The following is a 23,594-nucleotide window of genomic DNA, read 5'->3' on the forward strand; positions in this document are numbered from 1 at the left end:
AATCTTGGGCGATTTCTGTCCCGAAATACTATGTATCTTTAAAAAAACTGTCATTTTGAGGAACGAAGAATCCATTTGATAGGTTACAGATTCTTCGTTCCTCAGAATGACAAAATACTAAGCATTAAATCATTCAAAACCTTTTTCAATATTTACCGTTTATAGCCTAAATTATTGTATAAAAAACTATACGTTAATTAAAAAATAATATATTCGCATCTAGAATAGAATAAAAATATCCATAATGGCTAAACTACTAATAATTGATGATGAGCGGGCGATAAGAAGTACCTTACGCGAAATTCTTGAGTACGAAAATTACGATGTAGAAGACATTGATAATGGCATTGATGGCCTAGAAATGATTAAGAAAGGTAATTTTGATCTTGTGCTTTGCGATATCAAGATGAATAAAATGGATGGTATGGAAGTGTTAGAACAGGCACAGATTATCAAACCTGATTTACCTTTCATCATGATTTCTGGTCACGGAACAGTTGAAACTGCTATCGAGGCCAGTAAAAAAGGAGCATTCGATTTCATTTCGAAACCACCGGATTTAAATCGTCTTTTAATTACAGTTCGCAATGGTTTAGATCGTGGTACTTTAGTAACAGAGACTAAAGTTTTAAAGCGGAAAGCCAGTAAAACCCGCGAAATTCTTGGTGCTTCAGATAGTATTTCAAAAATTAAAGAGACTATCGAGCGTGTTGCCCCTACCGAAGCCCGCGTTTTAATAACCGGAGCAAATGGTAGTGGTAAAGAGTTGGTAGCCCGTTGGTTACACGAAAAATCCAACCGTGCCGATAGTCCATTAATTGAAGTAAACTGCGCTGCAATTCCATCAGAACTAATTGAAAGTGAATTGTTTGGCCACGAAAAAGGCTCATTCACTTCAGCGGTGAAACAACGTATTGGTAAGTTTGAATTGGCCAACGGCGGAACCTTATTTTTGGACGAAATTGGCGATATGAGTCTTTCGGCTCAGGCAAAAGTTCTTCGTGCTTTGCAAGAACACAAGATCACACGTGTTGGTGGCGAAAAAGAAATAGAAGTAAATGTTCGTGTTTTAGCGGCAACAAATAAAGATCTGTTAAAGGAAATTGAAGATGGTAATTTCCGTATGGATTTGTACCACCGATTAAATGTGATTAATATACACGTTCCTCATTTAACAGAAAGAATTGATGACATTCCTGTAATTGCTCAGAATTTTCTTGAACGCATTTGTGATGATTATGGAATGCCCGTTAAAAAGATTAATGATGGTGGAATGGCTGCATTACAGGCTTTGCCTTGGACTGGTAACGTTCGGGAATTACATAATATGATCGAGCGTTTAATTATTTTAAGTGATAAGGTAATTACCGAAAATGATGTTCGAGCTTTTGCTAACCCTGGTGGAGGAACGAATATTGGCGCTGCTACAAGTGCCCAAATTGCAGGATCAGCTGGTTCTAATCTTGCTTCTGCATTTGATAGTTTTAATAATTTTCAGGATTATAAAGATCACGCAGAGCGAGAATTTATTAAATTTAAACTAGAAAAAAACAATTGGAATGTATCAAAAACCGCTGATGAAATCGATATTCAGCGCAGCCATTTGTATAGTAAAATAGAAAAATTCGGTTTGAAAAGAGCTGAGTAAATCTTCATTTGGAAATAATGTCACATTGAGCTTGTCGAAATGCTTATAAATAAAGTTCTTCGACAAGCTCAGAATGACAGCATCTTAAAGAGTTTATCCCATATAATCGTTCTGCCTCATTAATAAAGCCCTGTATTTATTAAAAATAGCAGTTTTAGATACAAAACCAATATATCGATTAGCCTCATCTACAACTGGCAATATCCATACATTATCCTGTTCCATTTTTTGCAGAACAGATTTTAAGTCGTCATTTTCATGAATTAAATCGGGTGCCGATCGAACTAGATGCGAAGCGGTTATTGAATCTTTCTCGCCATTACTCATCATCTCGTTAAACAGTTCCTCTACATAAATGATTCCTTTAAAATCACCAGCTTCATCTGTTACTGCACAAATATTTTTATGCGATTGCAGCATCTCATTCATTCTGAGAGATAGTGTATCATTCATATTGAAGTGCGGATAATTTTTCTCAATCAGGTATTTTAATTTCATCTGATTTAAAACAGTCGTGTCCTTATCCTCATGTGATAGAAGTTCGCCTTTATCCGCTAAAGCTTTGGTGTAAATGGAGTGCTTTTGCGAACTCCGATTAATGGCATACGAAATAGCAGTTGTAATCATTAATGGAACCATTAAGATATATCCACCGGTGATTTCGGCAATCAAAAAAATTCCTGTTAAGGGTGCGTGCATAATTGATCCCAAAGCGGCAGCCATACCAGCTACAATAAAATTGGAAACATTTAAATGCGCAAGACCTGAGAGATTTACAATGTATGCAAAAATAAAACCAATTAAACCACCCATAATTAAACTAGGGGCAAATGTTCCGCCATTGCCACCAGCACCCAAAGTAACAAGCGTGGCAATTGATTTCATAAAAATAGTTACAACCGTAAATAAAATTACCAGGGCAGGAATATTATTGTATGCTGAAAAGATACTGTTGTTAATTACCGAAAGATAATCTCCTTTTAAAAGTGCTTTTATTGTAATATAACCTTCGCCATACAGAGTAGGGAAAAGAAAAACCATTGCACCCAATAGAAGTCCACCAATTATTACTTTGGCGTAAGGATGTTTAATCTTATAGAAAAATCCTTTTATCGCATAGTTTGCTTTTGTAAAGTAGATTGAAAATAATCCGATAAAGCCAGCAAGCAAAACATAATAAAACAAAGCATTAACCTGCCAGCCTTCTGTTACCAGGAAAAACAACTGTTGGGTGTAAAATAATCTGGCGACCACAGCAGCGGTTGCCGCAGAAAGTAAAAGCGGAATAAAAGCTGGAATCGTAAATTCTGGTAGAAGAATTTCAATGGCAAAAACTATTCCCGCAACTGGACTATTAAAGGCTCCTGCTATTCCTGCAGCTGCACCGCAAGCCACAAGCATGGTAATTTCTCTGTAGGATAAACCTAAAAACCGCCCAAGATTAGACCCAATTGCAGACCCACTGGTTACGATGGGTGCTTCCAAACCTGTAGATCCACCAAAGCCGACCGTAATTGCAGCTGTGATGATTTGCGAATAAATATTATGAGGTTCTACCCTACTGGATTTTTTAGAAATGGCATAGAGCAAAGGTGTTAAACCCGTTTCGAACTTACTTTTTCTTATAAAATATTTGATATAAAGAACGGTTAGAAAAATCCCAATCATCGGAAAAATAAAGAATAGGTAATATTTATACTTCCAGTGCCAGTCAGACTGTAAAAATTCTTCTATATGATGGGTTAAACTTTTTAAAACAGCAGCTGCCAAGCCAGCTAAAACGCCTACAATTACGGCAAGAACAATCAGAAAATTACGGTTTGATATTTTTGATTTTCTGTACTGATTAATCGTATCAAGGTAATTTACAAAACGGATATACATTTCTATTGTACTTTAATAGAGAGCGATTGTTCCAAATGTGGCAAAAGTGGTTTATAGAGCCAGTTTTATTGACTCTAATTAGGCGTCAAATTTATCGAGCAACTTAATTAAAGTGGCAAAATCTTTTGGATATGGTGCATCAATTACAATATCCTGATCATTTAATCCTTTAAAAACCAAGTGCCTGGCGTGTAATGCAAAGCGCTTCATAACGGGTTGTTCTTCCTCGCCCTTGGTTAATTTGTAACCACGTTTAATTGAGGATAAATAAACAGGTTTTCCACGATACATTTCATCACCAACAATTGCCGCTCTTTGGGTAGCTAAGTGAATGCGGATTTGGTGCATCCTACCCGTAATCGGTTTGCACTCTACCAAGGTATAATGCTTGTAATATTTTAAGGAATCAAAAATGGTTTCAGCTCTTTTTCCTTCAGCCCTGTCTATGGTTACATTTTTATTGCCATCGTTTAGAATGGGCAAATCAACCATTAATTTATCAAAAATAACGTGTCCATCTACAACAGCATGATAGGTTTTATTAACCTTTCTTCTTTCAAACTGCATAGAAGCATGACGATAACCCTCTGGATTTTTAGCAATAATTAAAGCGCCTGAAGTTTCTTTATCCAATCGGTGACAAACCTGTGCATCATCACTATATTGCTTAGCCAAACGTAAAACGTTGGTTTCTCCAGAACCTCCACGTTCATCTAATGATGCCAAGAATGGCGGTTTATTTATAACAATGAAATCGTTGTCTTCGAAAAGAATAAGGTCTTTAAAATTCGGATACTTCAAACTGTGGATATTATTAATGAAGCACAAAAATACGGATTTATTTTTATTGGTTTAGAAATTAACCTCAACTTGTCTGTATTTCAATATAGATAAAACCAATCTCAATCCAATTGAAGTAATCACAACATTCATTATTGGTTAGATATCGATTTATTGAGAGATTACAGTTAAACCCTCATGTGTTAATTCAAGAGTTTCAAGTGCTATCTCACTATCATCAGAAATCAACACTGGTCCAATGTACTTAACCGGGAATGCGTTTTTTACCTGCCATGTAAATATCGGGCTATGGCTTTCATCTAGTAAATTGATGACTATATTTCTTCTTTCAATATTGCCGGCAGATTTTGTATTGATCCAGTTGAAAAACTCGATGTCTCCTTTAATTATGCCACGCTTCAAAATAATATTGGAAAATTTGCGTAAGCCTGGTATTTTTCTTCCGCTATCAACAGGGCTTGAACCGTCTCTTACAGAAACTGCTTCTATTTCTATGTCTAATCCCGATACTTCCGCAAATCCAACTCTAGTTCCACCCCAGTCTACTATAAAATGATAACGGTTGATTGAATTTTCTGCCATGGGATTATTATTTAATGATCTAGAACACAATATAATAACTAATATAAGAAAAACAAAAAAGCCACAGGTTTTCTGAATAAACAGAAAGCTTGTGGCCTATATTTTTTTTAAAAATTAATTTTACGAAAGTTCGAATTTATATCCAACACCTTTAACGGTAGACACATAAGTCTCACCTAATTTTTCGCGGAGTTTGCGAATGTGAACATCAATGGTTCTGTTTGTAACCACTACCGAATCTTCCCAAATATTTTTAAGGATGGATTCGCGTGTATATACTTTGCCAGGTTTTGAAGCTAATAGATAAAGCAATTCAAATTCTTTCTTAGCAAGCACAACCTTATTGCCTCCTTGAAAAACTAAGTATGCTTCTCTATCAATAACCAAATCGCCTATCTCTAATTTATTTTCTGATACTTCCTCAGTGCCTGAATTCCGTCTCAAAATGGCATTAATTCTGCTCACCAAAGCTCGGGGTTTAATCGGCTTTGCGATATAATCATCAGCACCAACATTAAAACCAGCTATTTCAGAATATTCCTCACTCCTTGCCGTCAAAAAAACCATGAAGGTGTTTTTGAATTCAGGAATGGCTCGCATTAATCTGCAAGCCTCTATCCCATCCATTTTAGGCATCATGATATCTAAAATAATCAAATCAGGATGAACCTTTTTTGCAACTGTAATGCCTTCTTGTCCGTTTGAGGCTAAGAAAACCTGATATCCTTCTTTCTTTAAATTGTATTCAATCAATTCCAGGATATCTGGTTCATCATCAACAATTAATATTTTCTGACCGGGATTGTTCATAAATTAAATATTTGTTACGAAAGTAGTATCTCTGATGCAATATACAGTTAAGTCTAAGTTAAGAAATTGTTAACCACTTAAATTACTTTAACATTGAGTTTCTTTTAACGTAACGTTTTTGCTAAAAAAGCATCCAGTTCATCTCCACGTAGGTTTTTAGCTGCGATCTTTCCACTCGGATCAATTAAGAAAGATGATGGTATGGCCTGAACCTGATATTTCCTAACGGTACTACCGTTAAAATCTTTCAATTCACTTACGTGTGTCCAAGCTAAGCCATCAGCTTTAACTGCACCTAGCCAAGCGGCCTTATCGGTATCCAAAGAAATTCCTAAAATATCAAAACTTCTATCTTTATACTTATTGTAAACCTTTACAACATTTGGATTTTCTTGGCGACAAGGTTGGCACCAAGAGGCCCAAAAATCTAGCAATACATATTTACCTTTATAATCTGATAAACTTACGGCTTTACCATCAGCAGCATTAATAGTAAAAGTGGGTGCTGGCTGACCTACCTGTACTGTTTTAAGCATTGCCATTTGTTTTACAAAGGTATCTACAGTAGCATTTCCCTTAATCTCTTCCTTAATCTCATCGCTAAATTTCACCAATTCGGCTTCGTAATCCTGCGGGCTTAGAGTATTCATAGCATAAAAACTGGCTAGCGTACCTTTATTATCTGCAGCAAATTTTAAAATTGAAGCGTTTAATTGCTTAATGTAAGATTCGTATTGAGGTTTTAGCTGCTCTAAAATAGCGCTTCTGTTTTGAGGCTGTGAAGCTACTTTGTTTTCAAGTTCGGCCTGTAAACTTTCTGCCTGTTTGGCAAAGTTATTTCTGATTGCATTTAGCTCGGATAATTTATCAACCTCATGTGCTCCAGAAATTTTATAGGCTAATGTTTTATCGGCTAAATCTGCTTCTAACTTAATTTCATCACCATTTTGGGCAATTAGCATAAATTCATGATTGCCTACAGAAACTCTGAAAAAATCTACCGATGGTGTTTTGCGAATAAATTTAAATTCTCCTTTTTCAGATAGATTTGTAGAATCCATTGCAACCATTGTGCTACCCTGCATTCCAAATAAAAATACTTTTTTCTCTGTACCAGGATTTTTAAATGCGCCATCAATTACAAAGCTATCTTTTGGTTTACATGCTGTAAATCCAATTGCAATTAATATAATTAGGCTGATTTGTTTTAAGTTCATCTGTGATTATTATTATGGATAAGATGTTTCTATTTTAGTTTTTCAAGTATTAATTCATTTAGTTTTTTGGCATCTGCCTTTCCCTTTGCCAACTTCATTACGTCGCCAACAAACAAGCCCAAAACGCCTTTTTTCCCTTTTTTGTATGCATCTACCTGTTGAGGGTACTTATTTAACACTTCATCAATAAATCCACCCAACTCATCTCCATTCTCAGAAATTAAAAGATTTAAGGAATGCGCCAAGCCAGAAACATCATGGGTTTCTTCCTTTTCTAATGCTGGCAATAATTGTTGAATGGCAATTTGTTGGGTTATCTTTTTGTCGTCAACTAAATTTACGGCTTCAGCCAATTGTTCAGCTTTAACCTTGTAACCAGCAATTGAAACTTCCCTGTCGTTCAACATTGCTCTAATTGGCCCAATTAACCAATTAATTAAACTTTTTTTATTTTTTACAATTGATAAAGCTTCGTTAAAGTAACTTAATAAATCTAAATCTTCAGCAAATAACGCAGCATCAGCTTTGCTTATTCCAAACTCTCCAATCATCTGTTTAGAAATTTCATTCGGTAAAGCAGGCATTGCTAATTTAATTTCTGCCAGCCAATTATCAGAAATTACAACAGGCTGTAAATCAGGATCGGCAAAATATCTATAATCGTTGGCCTCTTCTTTCGTTCGCATAGGCGAAGTTGTGCCTTTATCAGCATCAAAGTTTAAAGTACTCTGAATAATTTTTCCGCCGTTCGAAATTACTTCAACCTGACGCCCAAATTCAAAATCCATTGCTCTACGTACGTTACGCATTGAGTTTAGGTTTTTTACCTCGCAACGGGTTCCGTATTCGGTTGTGCCTTTTTCGCGAATGGAAATGTTTGCATCACAACGCAAACTTCCTTCTTCCATATTACCATCGCTTACATTTAAATGGCGAACCAATTTTCTAATTTCTGTTAATAAAGCCGAAGCTTCTTCAGCACTGCGGATATCTGGTTCGGTTACAATTTCAATTAAAGGTACACCAGCACGGTTTAAATCAACCAAAGAATAGTTGTCATCCTGATCGTGAATGCTCTTCCCGGCATCTTCTTCCAAATGGATTCTATTAATTCCGATTTTCTTCATTGAACCATCTGAAAGCTCAACTTCCAAAAATCCGTTAATACAGATAGGCTGACTATCTTGTGTAATTTGATAACCTTTGGGCAGATCGGCATAGAAATAATTCTTTCTATCGAAATGATTGGTTTGATTAATGGTACAGTTTAAAGCCAAGCCAATTCTGATCGCCTTTTCGATAACTTCCTTATTCAATTTGGGTAAAGCACCAGGCAATGCCAGCGATACTGTAGAGATATTTTGATTGGGCAAAGCACCGAAAGAAGCACTATCAGAAGAGTAAATCTTTGTATTTGTATTTAACTGAACATGAATTTCCAGTCCTGAAACGAGTTCGAAATTGTTTTGGTTTGTACTTAAACCCATATAAAATGATGCCTTTATAATGTAATGTGAAGCAAATATAGTTATTATTTAATCTTTCGTTAGAATAGACTTGATGGAGAAATTCTCAAAAATTCTTGCCATGGAAATCCCCCAGCGCCAACCATAAGCACTTTATCTGGCCTGTACATTTTGCTAAAAGCCCCCATTCCCGAAGTTGCAGTTGTTAATCCGGCGCTTTTAACTTCAATGCCTATTATCTTTCCTCTTTTTTCTAAAATAAAATCTACCTCATCGTTTCTGTGGCGCCAATAAAACACTTTAAAACCTTCTATAAGAGAGGAATTTAACAAATGTGCTCCGATAGACGATTCAACCATTCGGCCCCATTCTGTAGGTTGTTTTATTATTTCTTCAAAAAACTCATTTCTTTGAGCACTAACCAAAGCATTATTATGTACCTGAAATTTAGGACTTGAAGAGCGTTTTCGAATTACATCTGCAGCAAATTTTTCTATTCCACCCAATAACCCAGCCGTATCCAATAATTGCAAATAGTGCGATAATGTGGTTGTATTTCCTGCATCAGAAAGCTGGCCTAAAATTTTGGTAAATGAAAGTATCTGCCCAGTATATAAGCAACCCAATTCAAACAACCTTTTCATAAGTGCTGGTTTATCAACTCGGGTAAGCATTAATATATCTTTCGAAATACTGGTTTCAATTAATGCATTTGAAACGTAATTTTTCCAACGTTCTTCGTCATTAATTAGGGTTGCAGATCCTGGATATCCACCAAACCAAACATATTGTTCTGCTGTAAAGCCAAATGCCTTCTCCATCTCTGCAAAACTCCAATGGCCTAAATAAGTTAATTCAAAACGTCCTGCTAAAGATTCCGTTAAGCCTTGCTGGATTAGCAATCTAGAAGAACCTAATAAAATTACTTTAATATTTGTTCCGTTTCTCATATCCTCATCCCATAAGCGTTTCACAATTTCGCTCCAATTATCAATTTTCTGAATCTCATCTATTACCAGAAGATATTCGCTTGAATTATATTCCTGTATGGATTGCCTTGTATTATTCCAGATTTTTTCAATCCATGTTTTATCAGATGCAGCAACTGCATCTGCAGATTCGAATAAGTAAGGAACAGTAATTTTTTGAACCAATTGATTAATCAAGGTCGTTTTACCTATCTGTCTTGGCCCAACTAATACTTGAATAAACCTATTTGGCTCATTCAAAACCTTTATAACTCTTTGTAATTCAATACGTTCATACATGATATACAATTTACTCAATATAATGAGTAAAATTACTCAATAAGTTGAGTAACAAAAATTTTTAGTTAAAGAATGTTAAAACCGGTTGATCTGAATTAAACTACTCAATAAACCACGCGTCTATTAAAACAAACACACAAGAAAACTTTAATTTAAAAAGTTATGAAAAAGTTATTTTTATTTGCTGCAGTTCTGATGGTTTCATTATTCAGCATAAATAATGCGAAAGCACAAGTTAGTTTAAATATAAATATCGGTCAACAACCCGTTTGGGGTCCAACTGGTTACGATCATGTAGATTATTATTATTTCCCGGATATTGATGCGTACTATTATGTCCCATCTGGTCAGTATATTATTTCTAATGGTGGTCATTGGGTTTGGGTAAACAGTTTGCCTGCACAATATGCAAATTTCGATTTATACAGATCGTACAAGGTTGTTGTTAATAAACCAAGACCGTATTTACAAAATAATTATTATGTAACAAACTACAGCAGGTACAAAAACTACGGTGGTCGTCAAACCGTAATAAGAGATAGTCGTGATGCAAAATATTATGTTGTAAAAGGACATCCTAACTATAACGGAAACAAAACTGTTATAGTAAATAACAACAGACCTGTTCGTAATCAAAAAACCGTTGTAAGGGTTAATCAAAATTCAAGGCCGCTACAGAACAATGGTCGTGGAAATGATAATAGAGGTGTCAATAACCGCCCTGAACGAGGTGGGGAAAAAGGCAATGGCCGTCATTAAGAAAATAATTTAGTTGTGGTAAAAGGAGGTTCGAAAGGAGCTCCTTTTACATTTGTGGCACGCCTTTTGGGAATATCCCATCGTAAACACAAATTAAATCGAATATGAAAAGATTATTTTTAGTTGTTGCAGTGATGATGATTTCATACTTCAGCATGCCAGCGAAAGCTCAGTTAAATGTAAATGTTAACATTGGTTCACAACCACTTTGGGGACCAACAGGTTACGACCATGTAGATTATTATTATCTGCCCGATGTAGAAAGCTATTATTATGTTCCAAAAAAGCAATTTGTTTATTTAAATGGTAACGATTGGGTTTTTGCAAATAGTTTACCACCTAGATATGGAAATTATGATTTATACAACGGATATAAAGTTGTAATTAATTCCCCAAAACCATACTTAAATTTCAATAATGATAAAATAAAATATGCCAAATATAAAGGGAATAAAGGGCAATTGGTTATTAGAGATAGCCGAGATAGTAAATATTATATTGTGAAAGGTCATCCGCATGGAATGCCTCCGGGCCAGGCAAAAAAAATCTACGGAAAAGGTAGTAAGGGAAATGGCAATAATGGTAAAGGTCATGGAAATGGTAAAGGCAAACATTAATTTCAATTAAATATTTTAGAAGGGAATTTCGAAAGAAGTTCCCTTTTTTTATATCTCTGTTACAATAGAAATTTTGGCACAGCGTTTGAATTATTGTTCATACACACAAAAAAAAAGATTATGAAAAAGTTATTAATCATCTCCGCGATTGTAGGTATCGTGGCTTTAACATCTAATCAATCTAACGCTCAAATTAGTTTAAATGTTAACATTGGTGCACAACCCACCTGGGTTCCTGCCGGCTACGAAAGTGTTAATTATTATTATTTACCAGAAGTTCAATCGTATTATTATGTTCCGCAAAGGCAATTCGTTTATTTAAGCGGAAACCACTGGACACGATCGAGATATCTTCCTACTCGATACAGAGGTTACGATTTACATCGTGGCAGAAAAGTAGTTGTTTATGGAAATAGTCCGTATCGCAGTTACAACACGCATAGAGTTAGATATGCCAATCATGTTAATTATTATCGATCATCATATGGTGGTGGAAATCGAGTTAGATATAGTGCCCCAAGAAATAATTACAGGCCACAACGTGTAGATTATAGACATCACGACAATAGAGTGAATAGCAGTTTATTCTCTAGAGGACACAGAGAAAAACATGGTAGACATTAAAATAAAAAAGAGGCTTTAGGGCCTCTTTTTTTATGCTGAATCACCTACTTTGCTATAAATCCCTCGGCTTTCTCTAAAACCGTTTTTAATCCTGCAGGATTTTTACCTCCGGCAGTTGCGTAAAACGGCTGACCACCTCCGCCACCTTGAATTTCTTTACCCAATTCTCGAACAATGTTTGATGCATTCATGCCTTTTTTTACTAAAGTATCAGATAGCATAACCGTTATCCCTGGCTTGCCATCTATTTCTGTAGTGAAAACCAAGAAAAGATTATCAACCAAATCTTTAACTGCAAAAGCTAGGTTTTTTATTGCATCAGCACTATGTAAATCAATATGCGTTGCAATTAAGTTTACATCATTGATGGTTTTCATGTGATGAACAACTTCATGCTTAAGATCATTTACACGTTCTAAGGTAGATTTCTCAATCTCTTTTTTAAGTTTCGCATTTTCATCTAGCAAAGCTTGAACAGAAGCCGATAAATCTTTTGAGCCTTTTAATAGAGCTTTTAAATGTCCTAATTCTTTGCGCTGGTCTAAGAAATATTGTTCAGCTTTATCTGCGGTAATGGCCTCAATTCTACGAACACCCGCTGCAACCGCACTTTCAGAAATAATTTTGAAAGAACCGATTTGTCCTGTTGCTTTTACGTGAGTTCCACCACAAAGCTCTTTTGAGAAATGGTCATCAAAAGTTATCATACGAACAAAATCACCATATTTTTCGCCGAATAGAGCTGTAACGCCACTTTCAATTGCATCCTGATATGGAACATTTCTTTGTTCTTTTAATTTAATGTTTTGTCTGATTTTCTGATTCACAATTACCTCAATTTGAGCCAATTCTTCATCTGTTACTTTTGCAAAGTGAGAAAAATCGAAACGTAAATAGTCAGCATTTACCAACGAACCTTTTTGATTTACATGTTTACCTAAAACTTGTTTTAAAGCAGCATGTAATAAGTGCGTGGCTGAGTGATTGTCTTCCGTTAAAACACGTTTATCTTCATCAACAACGGCCCAAAATTTCCCCTCCAAATTATCAGGAAGTAAATCTGCGAAGTGAACCGTTAAACCATTTTCCTTTTTAGTATCTGTAATATCAACCCAAAACTGGCGACTGTGGTCTTCTAAACGACCAGTATCTCCAACCTGACCACCACTTTCTGCATAGAAAGGTGTTTGGCGCAAAACGATTTGATATTGCTCTTTACCTTTTGCTTTGACCTTGCGGTACTTTAAAATCTCGGTTTCAATTTCTAAATCATCGTAACCTACAAACTCACTTTGGTCATCAGCGTTAACGATAATCCAATCACCTGTATCGATGGCAGTTGCAGCACGGCTATCATCTTTTTGTTTTTTAAGAGCTTGTTCATATCCAGCTAAATCAACACTCCAACCCTTTTCTCTAGACATTAATTCAGTTAAATCGATTGGAAAGCCAAAAGTATCAGACAATTCGAAAGCAAAATTTCCCTCCACTAAATCATTAGTAGCTTGATATTTTTCAAAACGCTGAATACCAGTAGATAACGTTCTTAAAAATGATACTTCCTCTTCTAAAACTACTTTTTGAACAAAATCCTGCTGAGAAATTAATTCATCAAAAACACCATTAAATTGTTCGGCCAATAATGGCACCAATTGATTTAAAAACGGTTCTTTGAAGTTTAAGAAAGTATAGGCATAACGTACAGCACGACGTAAAATCCTTCGGATAACGTAACCAGCTTTGTTATTTGATGGCAATTGACCATCGGAAATTACAAAGGAAATGGCCCGAATATGGTCGGCCATAACACGCATCGCAATATCAGTTTTTTCATCAGCACCATAATTAATTCCAGATTTTTCAGCAATAAACTGAATCATCGGCTGAAAAACATCGGTATCGTAGTTGGAAGATTTTTCTTGTAAAACCCGTACCAAACGCTCAAAACCCATCCCAGTATCAACGTGTTTTGCTGGTAAGCTTTGCAACGAACCATCTTTTAAACGGTTAAACTGCATAAATACATTGTTCCAGATTTCGATAACCTGAGGATGATCGGCATTTACCAAAGTAGCACCATCAACCAAGGCCTTTTCTTCATCCGTACGGCAATCAACATGGATTTCAGAGCAAGGACCGCAAGGACCTGTATCGCCCATTTCCCAGAAATTATCTTTTTTATTTCCTGGCAGAATGTGGCTTTCGTCAACATATTGTTTCCAAAGATCGTAAGCTTCCTGATCTTTTTCTAAGCCCTCTTTTTCATCACCTTCAAAATAGGTAACGTATAATTTATCTTTTGGAATTTTATAAACTTCTGTTAAAAGTTCCCAGCTCCAATCTATTGCATCTTTCTTAAAATAATCGCCAAAACTCCAGTTGCCTAGCATTTCGAACATGGTGTGGTGATAGGTATCAATTCCTACCTCTTCCAAATCGTTGTGCTTTCCAGATACACGTAAACAACGCTGTGTATCTGCAACACGAGGATATTTAATTGTGGCTTCTCCTAAAAACAAATCTTTAAATTGATTCATCCCCGCGTTGGTAAACATTAACGTTGGATCGTTTTTTACTACAATTGGTGCAGATGGAACAATATGATGCTGTTTCTCTTTAAAAAATTCTAGGAATGCCTGTCTTATCTCTTGTGCTGTCATTAGTATATTATTGGAGGAACAAAATTAAAATTTTATTGCGTTAATCAGGAAAAATCGAGCTACATTTGAACACTTTAATTAATCGTTGTAAAACCCTAATAATCAAGCACAAGTTATGCCGTATAAAGAAAGAGACATTAATAAAATGTATTATACCATGGGCGAAGTGACTGAAATGTTTAATGTAAACGCGTCGCAAATCCGTTTTTACGAAAAGGAATTTGACATTCTTCAACCTAAAAAAAACAAGAAAGGCAATCGCCTTTTTACGCCTGAAGATATAGAAAACTTAAAAATTATTTTCAATCTGGTTGATGAAAAGGGCTTCACTTTAAAAGGTGCAAAGGATTACTTAAAGAACAATAAATCAGGCGTTAAAGAAAATCAAAAGATTATCGATTCGTTAGAAAAGCTAAAAGGATTTTTGGTTAATCTGGCTCAAGAATTATAATTTGTATTTTTTATTTGATATTAATCCATATTATTAGCTACATTTAAAACCAACAAATCACTCTATATTTTTTACGTCCCGGTTAACGCCTGCTCATGAAAATATTAAGTTTTTTGTTGATTCTTTTATCAACCTCTACCCTTTTTGCGCAAAATAATTTAGGTCCTAGGCTTACTGCCATGGGTAATAATGGTTCTGCAGTATCAGATGTTTGGTCGCTACAAGCCAACCCGGCAGGAATTACCGAGATAATACAACCTACTGTTTCTCTCAATTACATTAAGCACCTTTTTAGTGATGAGATTAGTACACAAGCACTTGTAGCTGTAGTTCCATTTAAGAATAATTTTGTAGGATTAAGCTTTCAGCGTTATGGGTTTTCTGCATACAGTGAAAACAAAATCGGTTTCGCATATGCCAAAAAGTTTGGCGATAAACTATCTACATCGATAAATTTAAATTATCACCAGATAAAAATCACAAACTATGGCACTACAACCGGATTTTCAATAGATGCTGGTGTGCTTTATTATTTCGATAAACAGTTTACTTTCGGAGCATTTGTAAGTAATCCGTCTAAGCAAAAATTCAATAATAATGAGGTTGCCACGCAAATTCCTACCTCCTTTAATTTGGGCATTGGTTATTTTGCATCAGATAAAGTTTTAATTGCAACCACCGTAAGCAAAACATTAAATAAACCTATTGATGTAAGCCTCGGAATCGATTATAGCATAGTTGATCTACTTAGTCTGCGAGGCGGTTTAAGTGCCAAGCCTTTTAAACAATATGCAGGCTTTGGTTTAAATTATAGAAAATTCCTGTTGGATATGGCAACTACTTACGATGCCAATCTTGGTTACGCACCTCAAATTGCTGTAGGATATGCGTTTTAGACTAATGACAATCTTCTTTGTAATGATTGCTTTCATTGCAAACGCACAAGTTACTGAACCAGAAACAGATATAAAAGATATTTTAGAAAGCGTTGCCGAAAATCTTCCGGATGATTACGATATGACAGAGCTTATTGACGTCTTAAGTAGATTAAGGAAACATCAGATTAATTTAAACAAAACATCGCCAGAAGAATTGAAGACCTTGGTTTTCCTTTCTCCACTGCAAATCAGTAATTTTTTCAGCTACATAAGGGAAAATGGAAATTTTGTTGATGTTTTGGAACTTCAAACCATTGATGCATTTGATGTTAGAACTGTTCAAAACTTAATTCCGTTTGTAACTTTAACTGCCACTACTGAATATGAAAAACTAACAGTTCATAACCTGTTAAATTTGGGCGAAAATGATGTGGTGATGCGCTACGCCCAAACTTTGCAAAAGCAGAAAGGTTTTAGCGATTTGCCAGGAAATCGATATTTAGGTTCGCCAGAAAGATTTCAAACGCGTTATCGATATCATTATGGAACAATCGTTTCTGCAGCAATAACCTTTGATAAAGATGCTGGCGAGAAATTTATTGGAAGGCCATTTGATTTCTTTTCTGGTAACATTGCGTTATTTAAACTCGGCAGAATTAAAAAGGCCGTTGTTGGAGATTATACGCTCCAGTTTGGGCAAGGAATAACTTTATGGTCGGGGTTTTCTTTTGGTAAAGGACCTGATGTAACGAGCGTTGCCAAGAAAGACTTAGGCTTAAGAGCTTACACATCTGCAAACGAATATTCATTTTTAAGAGGTGCATCAGCCACGATTAATCTTTATAAAAATTTTGACATTACTCCTTTTGTTTCATTTAGAAATTTAGATGCAAGTCAAGAAATAGATTTTGACGGGAATTTAGTTCAGTCGACTATTAATCAAACAGGATTACATAGAACGCCATCGGAAATCGAAAATAAAAATTCTTTAAGTCAAAGAATGTTTGGAGCTGTAATCCAATATAATAAAAATGAGCTCAGCATCGGTGGCATTGCGTATCAAAGTAAATATGGAAATAGTTTCATTAAGCAATCTGCTCTTTACGATCGATTTAGTTTTGTTGGAAATTCTTTAACAAATGTTGGGCTTTATTATAATTATACTTATAAAAACATATATTTCTTTGGCGAAGCGGGCAAAAGTTTAAATAGTGGTTTAGCTTATGTAAATGGTGCATTAATTAGTTTGTCACCAACAGTTTCTGCTACAATAACTTATCGCAACTACAACAAAAACTATCATAATTTCTTTAATCAAGCATTAGCTGAATCTAGTGATGCAGTAAACGAAAAAGGACTTTATGCGGGTTTAAATGTTATACCGAATAAACGTTGGTCGTTTTCTATTTATGCCGATGACTTTGAATTTCCCTGGTTAAAATATCGAGTAGATGCTCCTTCGAAAGGTTTTGAAATACTGAGCCAAGCGGTTTATACCCCAAGTAAAACATTTAAAGTTTTGGCAAGATTCAAAACTGAAAACAAACAGCAAAATACAGATTTAGAGGTTCCAATTCATTTTTTAGATGATGTTAAAAAAGAAGATTATCGTATTGAGGTAAGTTGGCAGTTAAATAAAAAATGGAGTTTTCAGAACAGAGCTGAGGTTTCTCAGTATAAAAAGGGAGAAGCAAATCGTGAGTTTGGATATTTGGTTTATCAGGATGTAGATTATTCGCCAATGTTTTCGAAAATTACCGGAAATTTAAGAATAGCTTATTTCAATACACCAAGTTACAACAGTAGAATTTACGCTTATGAAGATGATGTTTTGTACAGTTTTGCCTTTGGAATGTATAGCGGCAAAGGATTTCGAACCTATTTGAATTTGAAATATAATCTGGCTAAAAAATTAAATATTTGGGCCAGATATGCCATGTTTATTTATAAAAATGTAGAAACAGTAGGTTCGTATTTAGATGAAATTCAAGGCAATAAGAAATCGGAGATTAAAATACAGTTGAGGTATCAATTTTAAAGTATGTTTAAGACTGAATATATCTTCGCTCGGATCTTGCTTCCAATGACTATTGGAATTTTAGTGTTTTATTTTTTTCCAAACACAGCATGCCTACTCTTATTGAAGATTGTAACCTTAATAATTTTGGTAATTATTCTAGCAATCAATTTAACCTATAAAAAGCTCAATGCACATCGACTTAAAGGGATTACGGGTATTCTCATATTTGCTTTCTTCTTTGTATTTGGTAGCTTGCTTTGTTTGTTAAATAACGAAACGCTTAACGAACATTACTTTGCGAAAAAGAGCTATCCTTATTTAAAAGTATGGGTAAATGATGAACCTGAACAAACTAACGATATCCTTCGATTTAAGGCCAGAGTAGTTTCGGGTTATGAAAATCGGGAACAGGTTAAGCTAAATGGGCAACTTCTTGTGGCTTTAAAGTTAGATAGCATAAATCCTGTTAGACTAAAATATGGTGATGAATTGATTATTTCGGCCAAATATTTAGAGGTAGAACCGCCATATAATCCGGCAGAATTCGATTTTAAAAGCTGGTTGGCTGGGCAAAACATTTACGAGCAAACTTTTATCAATCAAAATCATCTGCTTAAAACACAAAGAAATATTGGAAACCCCATAATAAAATTTGCCTTAGATTTAAGGGAGAAACAGGTAGCCAAATATCGAAAATTGATTAAAAACGATGAGGCTTTTGCAGTCGCATCAACCTTAATCTTAGGCTACCGGGCAGATTTAAGTAAGGACACTTTAGCGGCGTATTCCAAAACAGGAACAATCCATGCGCTATCTGTTTCGGGAAGCCATGTCGCGATAATTTTCTTGGTGTTGGATTTTTTTCTAATCTTTCTGAATAAAAAACGAGCATTAAGAATTTTTAAATTCGTTTTAATTTGCAGTTTGATCTGGACTTATGCACTGATAACAGGCTTATCACCATCCGTTGTGAGATCAGCCATTATGATTACAATTTTCATTGCATCAAAAACCTTTGCTCGAAACAAGAATAGCTATAATATATTGGCATTTGCAGCATTTTGTCAGCTCGTTTACAATCCTTTTCTAATTTGGGATGTTGGATTCCAACTCTCCTACATTTCAGTATTTGGCTTAATTTATCTCCAGCCTAAAATTTATAAATGGGTTTACATTAAAAATAAATGGCTTGATCGAATTTGGCAATTGATTGCACTTTCTTTATCTGCTCAGCTGGTAACTTTTCCACTCTGTATTTATTATTTCCATCAATTCCCTGTTTACTTTTTGCTTGGAAATTTATTCATCTCTATTCCTTTATTTATCATTATGATTTTGGGAATAGCCATCCTAATTCCATTTATAGATCGGCTTGCACCAATTTTTGAGTGGATTATTATTACAACAAATACGGTTTTGAAATGGATTGCCGATTTACCCTACTCTACTTTTTCAGCCGTTTGGATCAATCTACCAGAATTACTTTTATTATGCCTTGCGCTTGGTCTCTTTGTTTATTCCCTGTCCAGATTCAACAAAAAAATCTTATTTACTTCCTTATCTGTTTTTATTGCCTACCAATCGATGGTTTTCTACTATGACTACATCGCCGGCAAGCAGAAAAAAATTATATTTTTTAGTCTCCGAAAAAATTATTCTACTGCTTTTATCGATGCACATAATGCAATTTTAGTAACTGACTTAGAGCCTGAAAACAAGAATTACCAGTTTTTTGTTAAGCCCGCTTTGGATGAAATGCAGATTCGAAATATAAGATTCATCAATTTAAAACAGGATACAGTTTTGGGCACATTTATAAAAAGAAACCGGCAAGTTATATTTGATCAGTATAAAATTTTATTGATCGACGAATCCCTCAATTACAAAAATATAAAACTATCTGGCGAATTTTCGAGTTTATGGTTGCATAACAACACCAGGTACAAACTCAATAATCTTCCTAAAGAAGTGCATTATAAATCGATAATTATTGATGCCAGCAATAAGGATTATAAGATTGAGGAATTTAAAGTTTTTGCCGAAAATATGAAGAAGGGTGCAAACATTTTAAAGAAAAATAAAGCATATTTGATCGACTTAAGTCAATAAAATGGATAACATAGTTTTATATCAAGTTTCGGATAGAATCGCTACGATTACAATAAATCGCCCGGAAAAACGGAATGCCTTAAACCCGCAACTTATTTCTGAGCTAACAGAAGCCTTTATTGTTGCTTCAGAAGATGATTTGGTAAAGGTAATTATCCTAAAAGCCAATGGAGATGCCTTTAGTGCTGGAGCCGATTTGGAGTACCTTCAACAACTCCAAAATAATAGTTTTGAAGAAAATGTTGCGGACTCAAACAATTTAAAAAAGCTTTTTACAACCATTTATTATTTACCAAAGGTAGTTGTGGCACAGGTAGAAGGTCATGCTATTGCTGGTGGATGTGGTTTAGCCAATGTTTGCGACATTATTTTTGCTACTCCGGAAAGTAGTTTTGGTTATACAGAAGTTAAAATTGGCTTCGTTCCAGCTATTGTTTCATGCTTTTTAATGCGAAAGGTTAGCGAAACCGTTGCTAAGGAAATCTTATTGACCGGAAAAATTTTTAACGCTGAACAGGCATTAGCATATAAATTGATAAATTTTGTAACAAATTCATCAGAAATTCATCAGAAAGTAAAAGAATTTGCTTTAAGTTTGTGTAACGAGAGTTCTGGCAATTCATTGAGTATAACAAAACAATTAATTACGCAGACCACAAATCCCTTTTTAGAAAAAAGTTTAGAAACGGCTGTTCAAATCAATGCTCGAGTAAGAGAGAGTGACGATTTTAAAAAAGGAATTGCATCTTTCCTAAACAAAGAAAAAATTAACTGGTAAAACAATAAAACTAAAAATAACAACATGTTTAAATCAATCAAAACGAGCGTTGTAGCGCTTATCTTAGTTAGTGCTGCAATTATTGCACACGCACAGAAAAAATTCACTGAAGGAACGCTTACTTATGGTTTAGAATATAAACTAACTGATGAGCAAAAAGCTGCAATGGGCGGTCAGGAACCACCTGCAGAGGTTAAAGTTAAATTCAATAATGGTTTAACCAAAATTGAAATGGAACAAGGTCCTGCATTAATTAGCATTATTTCTGATAACAATGAAAAAACTGGTTTAATCTTAGTTGATGTGCCTATCGCTCAAAAACAATATGCGGTTAAACAAACCAAAGCTGATGTAGAAACTGCTTTAGCCGGAATGGGTAAATACACAGATTTTAAAGCAACTGGCGAGAAACAAACAATTGCTGGTTATAATGCAGAGAAATATACCTACAAAGATGATAAAGGTGGCACTCACGAATTATGGGCTACCAAAGATTTAGATCTACCAAATGTTGGTGCTCAATCTTATTTCCCAGGTTTAGGTGCCTTCCCTGTAAAATATACAATTACACAAAGAGGAATTGAGACTACAAACACTTTAAAATCAATTTCTGATGCTAAAGTTGGTGCGATTTCAATCGCTGTTCCAACAGGTTACGAAGAAACTACCATGCAGGCTTTAATGTCTATGGGTGGTGGCGAATAATTAATAAATCACCTTTTCAAAGGCTTTTTAACTGCCGGCTTTTTATTAAATTAGCCGAAAGTTAAAAAGCTTTTTTTATGACTGAAATTAAATAATTCAGCCTATCATTACTACAATTCCATAAATAACTATTTAATGAAAAACCTATTACTCAAACTATCAATTACCTGCATAGCAATATGTTGTTTGGTTGATGCAAAAGCTCAAGGTATTAATTGGGCAAAGGATGGCAACTCTTACTATCAAATATCCAGTGGCGAAATCGTTTCAGTTTCTTTGCCTAAAAATGAAAGAAAAGTAGTCATATCTAGGGCATTACTTACCCCATCTGGAACGGGTAATTCTATTGCCGTTAGAAGCTTTCAGTTATCGGCAGATGGAAATAAAGCCTTAATATATACCAATAGTAAAAAAGTTTGGCGTTACGATACCCGTGGTGATTATTGGCTTGCCGATTTAACTACAAATAAGTTAACACAGATTGGTAAAGACAAACCAGCATCATCGTTAATGTTTGCCAAAATTTCTCCTGATGGCAGCAAGGTTGCTTATGTAAGCAAACACAATTTATATGTAGAAAATGTTGACGGAACAGGATCGAAAGCCTTAACAACAGACGGAACAGATCGTTTAATTAACGGTACTTTCGATTGGGTTTACGAAGAGGAATTTGATTGTAGAGATGGTTTTAGATGGAGCCCTGATAGTAAAACGATTGCTTATTGGCAAATTGATGCAACAAAGATTAAAAACTTTTTAATGATCAATAATACAGATTCAATTTATCCATATACCATTCCGGTTGAGTATCCAAAAGTTGGCGAAAATCCTTCGGTTTGTAAAGTTGGCGTTGTAGATGTTGCATCGGCAAAAACAAATTGGTTAAACGTTCCTGGCGATAATATACAGCATTACATTCCCCGAATGCAATGGATTCCGAATAGCAATGAAGTAATTTTGCAACAACTTAACCGTGAACAAAATGAAAATAAAATATTTGTTTGCGATGCCGTAACTGGTAATGCCAAAATACTTTATTCGGAAAAAGCCAAAGCATGGATTGACGCTGAAGATGAATGGAAATGGCTAAACGATAATAAAGAATTCACTATTTTATCTGAAAAGGATGGATGGAATCATCTTTATAGAATCAGTAGAGATGGCAAAAAGGAAACATTGGTAACTAAAGGAAACTATGATGTAATTGATATTAAGTTAATTGATGAAAAGAACAATTTGGTTTACTTTATGGCTTCGCCTACAAATGCTACTCAAAAATATTTGTACAAAACCAAGTTAGATGGAAAAGGCAAACTCGAAATGGTAACACCTTCTATTCTACCGGGTACACATAGTTATGATATTTCTCCAAATGCGGCATTTGCTCGCCATACTTATAATAGTTCTGTAGTTAGACCGATTACTGAGTGGATGAACTTTACAACCGGCAATCCATTTACAATGGATGGAAGCATCACTACACAATTATCTAAACAAGAAGCTCCTAAAAATAAAGTAGAATTTTTTAAAGTTACTACCGAAGATGGTATTGAAATGGATGGTTGGATGAAAAAACCAGATAACTTTAATCCAGATAAAAAGTATCCGGTTGTATTTTATGTCTATGGCGAGCCTGCATCGCAAACAGCGGGCGATACTTATGGAGCCGGCCGTAATTTCCTATACGCTGGCGATATGGCTAAAGATGGGTATATTTATATCTCTATGGATAATAGAGGTGCCCCTGTTCCTAAAGGAAGCACTTGGCGTAAGAGTATTTACAAAAATATTGGTGTAATCAATATTCGCGATCAGGCAATGGCAGCTAAAAAATTATTGGCCACCAACGCCTTTATGGATAAGGATCGTGTTGCAGTTTGGGGCTGGAGCGGTGGAGGCTCTTCTACGCTTAACTTAATGTTTCAATACCCAGAGATTTATAAAACAGGTATTGCCATTGCAGCGGTTGGAAATCAGTTAACCTATGATAATATTTATCAGGAACGTTATATGGGCACTCCTTTTCCTAGTAAAGAGGCCTACGTTAAAGGCTCTCCTATTACTTATGCTAAAAATTTAAAGGGCAATTTGCTTTACATACACGGAACTGGCGATGATAATGTTCACTATCAAAATGCAGAAATGCTGATTAATGAATTAATTAAAAACAGAAAAGTTTTTCAATTGATGAGTTACCCAAATCGTACACACAGCATTTCTGAAGGCGATGGTACGAGCGAACATCTTTCGCTAACGTATACTAAGTTTCTGAAAGATAATTGTCCTCCGGGCGCAAAATAAAATCTATTTAAGAGCA

19 protein-coding genes are annotated in these 23,594 nt (G+C 35.1%); 11 read left to right on the top strand and 8 right to left on the bottom strand.

Going from position 1 to position 23,594, the window contains the following annotated elements; translation table 11 throughout:
- The first annotated feature begins 244 nt into the window (after positions 1–244).
- The gene (locus DF947_RS02625) at positions 245–1,648 is read left to right on the top strand and encodes a sigma-54-dependent transcriptional regulator (protein ID WP_109928118.1); all 1,404 of its coding nucleotides are present in this window, start codon (positions 245–247) and stop codon (positions 1,646–1,648) included.
- Positions 1,649–1,741: 93 nt separating this feature from the next.
- Here DF947_RS02625 and DF947_RS02630 read toward each other — a convergent pair whose 3' ends face one another.
- The 7 genes from DF947_RS02630 to DF947_RS02660 form a co-directional block, all read right to left on the bottom strand.
- Complete coding sequence (locus tag DF947_RS02630) at positions 1,742–3,532, bottom strand: chloride channel protein (RefSeq protein WP_109928119.1); 1,791 nt, start codon at positions 3,530–3,532, stop codon at positions 1,742–1,744.
- Positions 3,533–3,610: 78 nt separating this feature from the next.
- Positions 3,611–4,333: an RluA family pseudouridine synthase gene (locus DF947_RS02635; protein ID WP_109928120.1), complete on the bottom strand. Its 723-nt coding sequence runs from the start codon at positions 4,331–4,333 to the stop codon at positions 3,611–3,613.
- Between the two features lie 150 nt (positions 4,334–4,483).
- Positions 4,484–4,915, bottom strand: coding sequence for a phage tail protein (locus DF947_RS02640; RefSeq protein WP_109928121.1), 432 nt, complete (start codon positions 4,913–4,915; stop codon positions 4,484–4,486).
- A gap of 120 nt (positions 4,916–5,035) precedes the next feature.
- Positions 5,036–5,725, bottom strand: coding sequence for a response regulator transcription factor (locus tag DF947_RS02645; RefSeq protein WP_109924396.1), 690 nt, complete (start codon positions 5,723–5,725; stop codon positions 5,036–5,038).
- Between the two features lie 104 nt (positions 5,726–5,829).
- Positions 5,830–6,942, bottom strand: a complete 1,113-nt coding sequence (locus DF947_RS02650; RefSeq protein WP_109928122.1) for a TlpA family protein disulfide reductase — start codon at positions 6,940–6,942, stop codon at positions 5,830–5,832.
- A 29-nt stretch (positions 6,943–6,971) separates the two neighbouring features.
- Positions 6,972–8,429, bottom strand: coding sequence for an Asp-tRNA(Asn)/Glu-tRNA(Gln) amidotransferase subunit GatB (gene gatB, locus DF947_RS02655; RefSeq protein ID WP_109928123.1), 1,458 nt, complete (start codon positions 8,427–8,429; stop codon positions 6,972–6,974).
- Positions 8,430–8,488: 59 nt separating this feature from the next.
- Positions 8,489–9,676, bottom strand: coding sequence for an ATP-binding protein (locus DF947_RS02660; protein ID WP_109928124.1), 1,188 nt, complete (start codon positions 9,674–9,676; stop codon positions 8,489–8,491).
- A gap of 162 nt (positions 9,677–9,838) precedes the next feature.
- Here DF947_RS02660 and DF947_RS02665 point away from each other — a divergent pair, with 162 nt between their 5' ends.
- The 3 genes from DF947_RS02665 (at position 9,839) to DF947_RS02675 (ending at position 11,676) form a co-directional block, all read left to right on the top strand.
- Positions 9,839–10,435 carry a hypothetical protein gene (locus DF947_RS02665; RefSeq protein WP_109928125.1) on the top strand — a complete coding sequence of 199 codons (597 nt, stop codon included), beginning with the start codon at positions 9,839–9,841 and terminating at the stop codon, positions 10,433–10,435.
- Between the two features lie 104 nt (positions 10,436–10,539).
- Positions 10,540–11,052 (top strand): hypothetical protein, encoded by a 513-nt coding sequence (locus tag DF947_RS02670; protein ID WP_109928126.1) that lies wholly within the window; start codon positions 10,540–10,542, stop codon positions 11,050–11,052.
- Between the two features lie 120 nt (positions 11,053–11,172).
- A complete protein-coding gene (locus tag DF947_RS02675) occupies positions 11,173–11,676 on the top strand; it encodes a hypothetical protein (RefSeq protein ID WP_109928127.1) in 504 nt (167 codons plus the stop codon).
- A gap of 44 nt (positions 11,677–11,720) precedes the next feature.
- Here the strand turns inward: DF947_RS02675 and alaS are convergent, their stop codons facing one another.
- On the bottom strand, positions 11,721–14,336 hold the full coding sequence (gene alaS / locus DF947_RS02680) for an alanine--tRNA ligase (RefSeq protein WP_109928128.1): 2,616 nt from the start codon (positions 14,334–14,336) through the stop codon (positions 11,721–11,723).
- A gap of 115 nt (positions 14,337–14,451) precedes the next feature.
- On the opposite strand from alaS, the gene DF947_RS02685 reads away from it, so the two are divergent.
- From DF947_RS02685 to DF947_RS02715, 7 genes are all read left to right on the top strand, one after another.
- Complete coding sequence (locus tag DF947_RS02685; protein ID WP_109928129.1) at positions 14,452–14,787, top strand: MerR family transcriptional regulator; 336 nt, start codon at positions 14,452–14,454, stop codon at positions 14,785–14,787.
- Between the two features lie 95 nt (positions 14,788–14,882).
- Positions 14,883–15,683, top strand: a complete 801-nt coding sequence (locus DF947_RS02690; protein WP_109928130.1) for a PorV/PorQ family protein — start codon at positions 14,883–14,885, stop codon at positions 15,681–15,683.
- Complete coding sequence (locus tag DF947_RS02695) at positions 15,673–17,703, top strand: helix-hairpin-helix domain-containing protein (RefSeq protein WP_109928131.1); 2,031 nt, start codon at positions 15,673–15,675, stop codon at positions 17,701–17,703. Before DF947_RS02690 ends, DF947_RS02695 begins: the two co-directional genes overlap by 11 nt.
- A 45-nt stretch (positions 17,704–17,748) precedes the next feature.
- Positions 17,749–19,794, top strand: a complete 2,046-nt coding sequence (locus tag DF947_RS02700; protein ID WP_262510068.1) for a ComEC/Rec2 family competence protein — start codon at positions 17,749–17,751, stop codon at positions 19,792–19,794.
- 1 nt (position 19,795) lies between these two features.
- The gene (locus tag DF947_RS02705; protein ID WP_109928133.1) at positions 19,796–20,572 is read left to right on the top strand and encodes an enoyl-CoA hydratase/isomerase family protein; all 777 of its coding nucleotides are present in this window, start codon (positions 19,796–19,798) and stop codon (positions 20,570–20,572) included.
- A 24-nt stretch (positions 20,573–20,596) separates the two neighbouring features.
- Positions 20,597–21,277, top strand: a complete 681-nt coding sequence (locus DF947_RS02710) for a DUF4412 domain-containing protein (RefSeq protein WP_109928134.1) — start codon at positions 20,597–20,599, stop codon at positions 21,275–21,277.
- Between the two features lie 135 nt (positions 21,278–21,412).
- Positions 21,413–23,578, top strand: coding sequence for a S9 family peptidase (locus tag DF947_RS02715; protein WP_109928135.1), 2,166 nt, complete (start codon positions 21,413–21,415; stop codon positions 23,576–23,578).
- Positions 23,579–23,594 lie beyond the last annotated feature (16 nt).

It is taken from the genome of Pedobacter paludis (assembly GCF_003173575.1).
In the GTDB taxonomy this organism is placed as follows: Bacteria; Bacteroidota; Bacteroidia; order Sphingobacteriales; family Sphingobacteriaceae; genus Pedobacter; species Pedobacter paludis.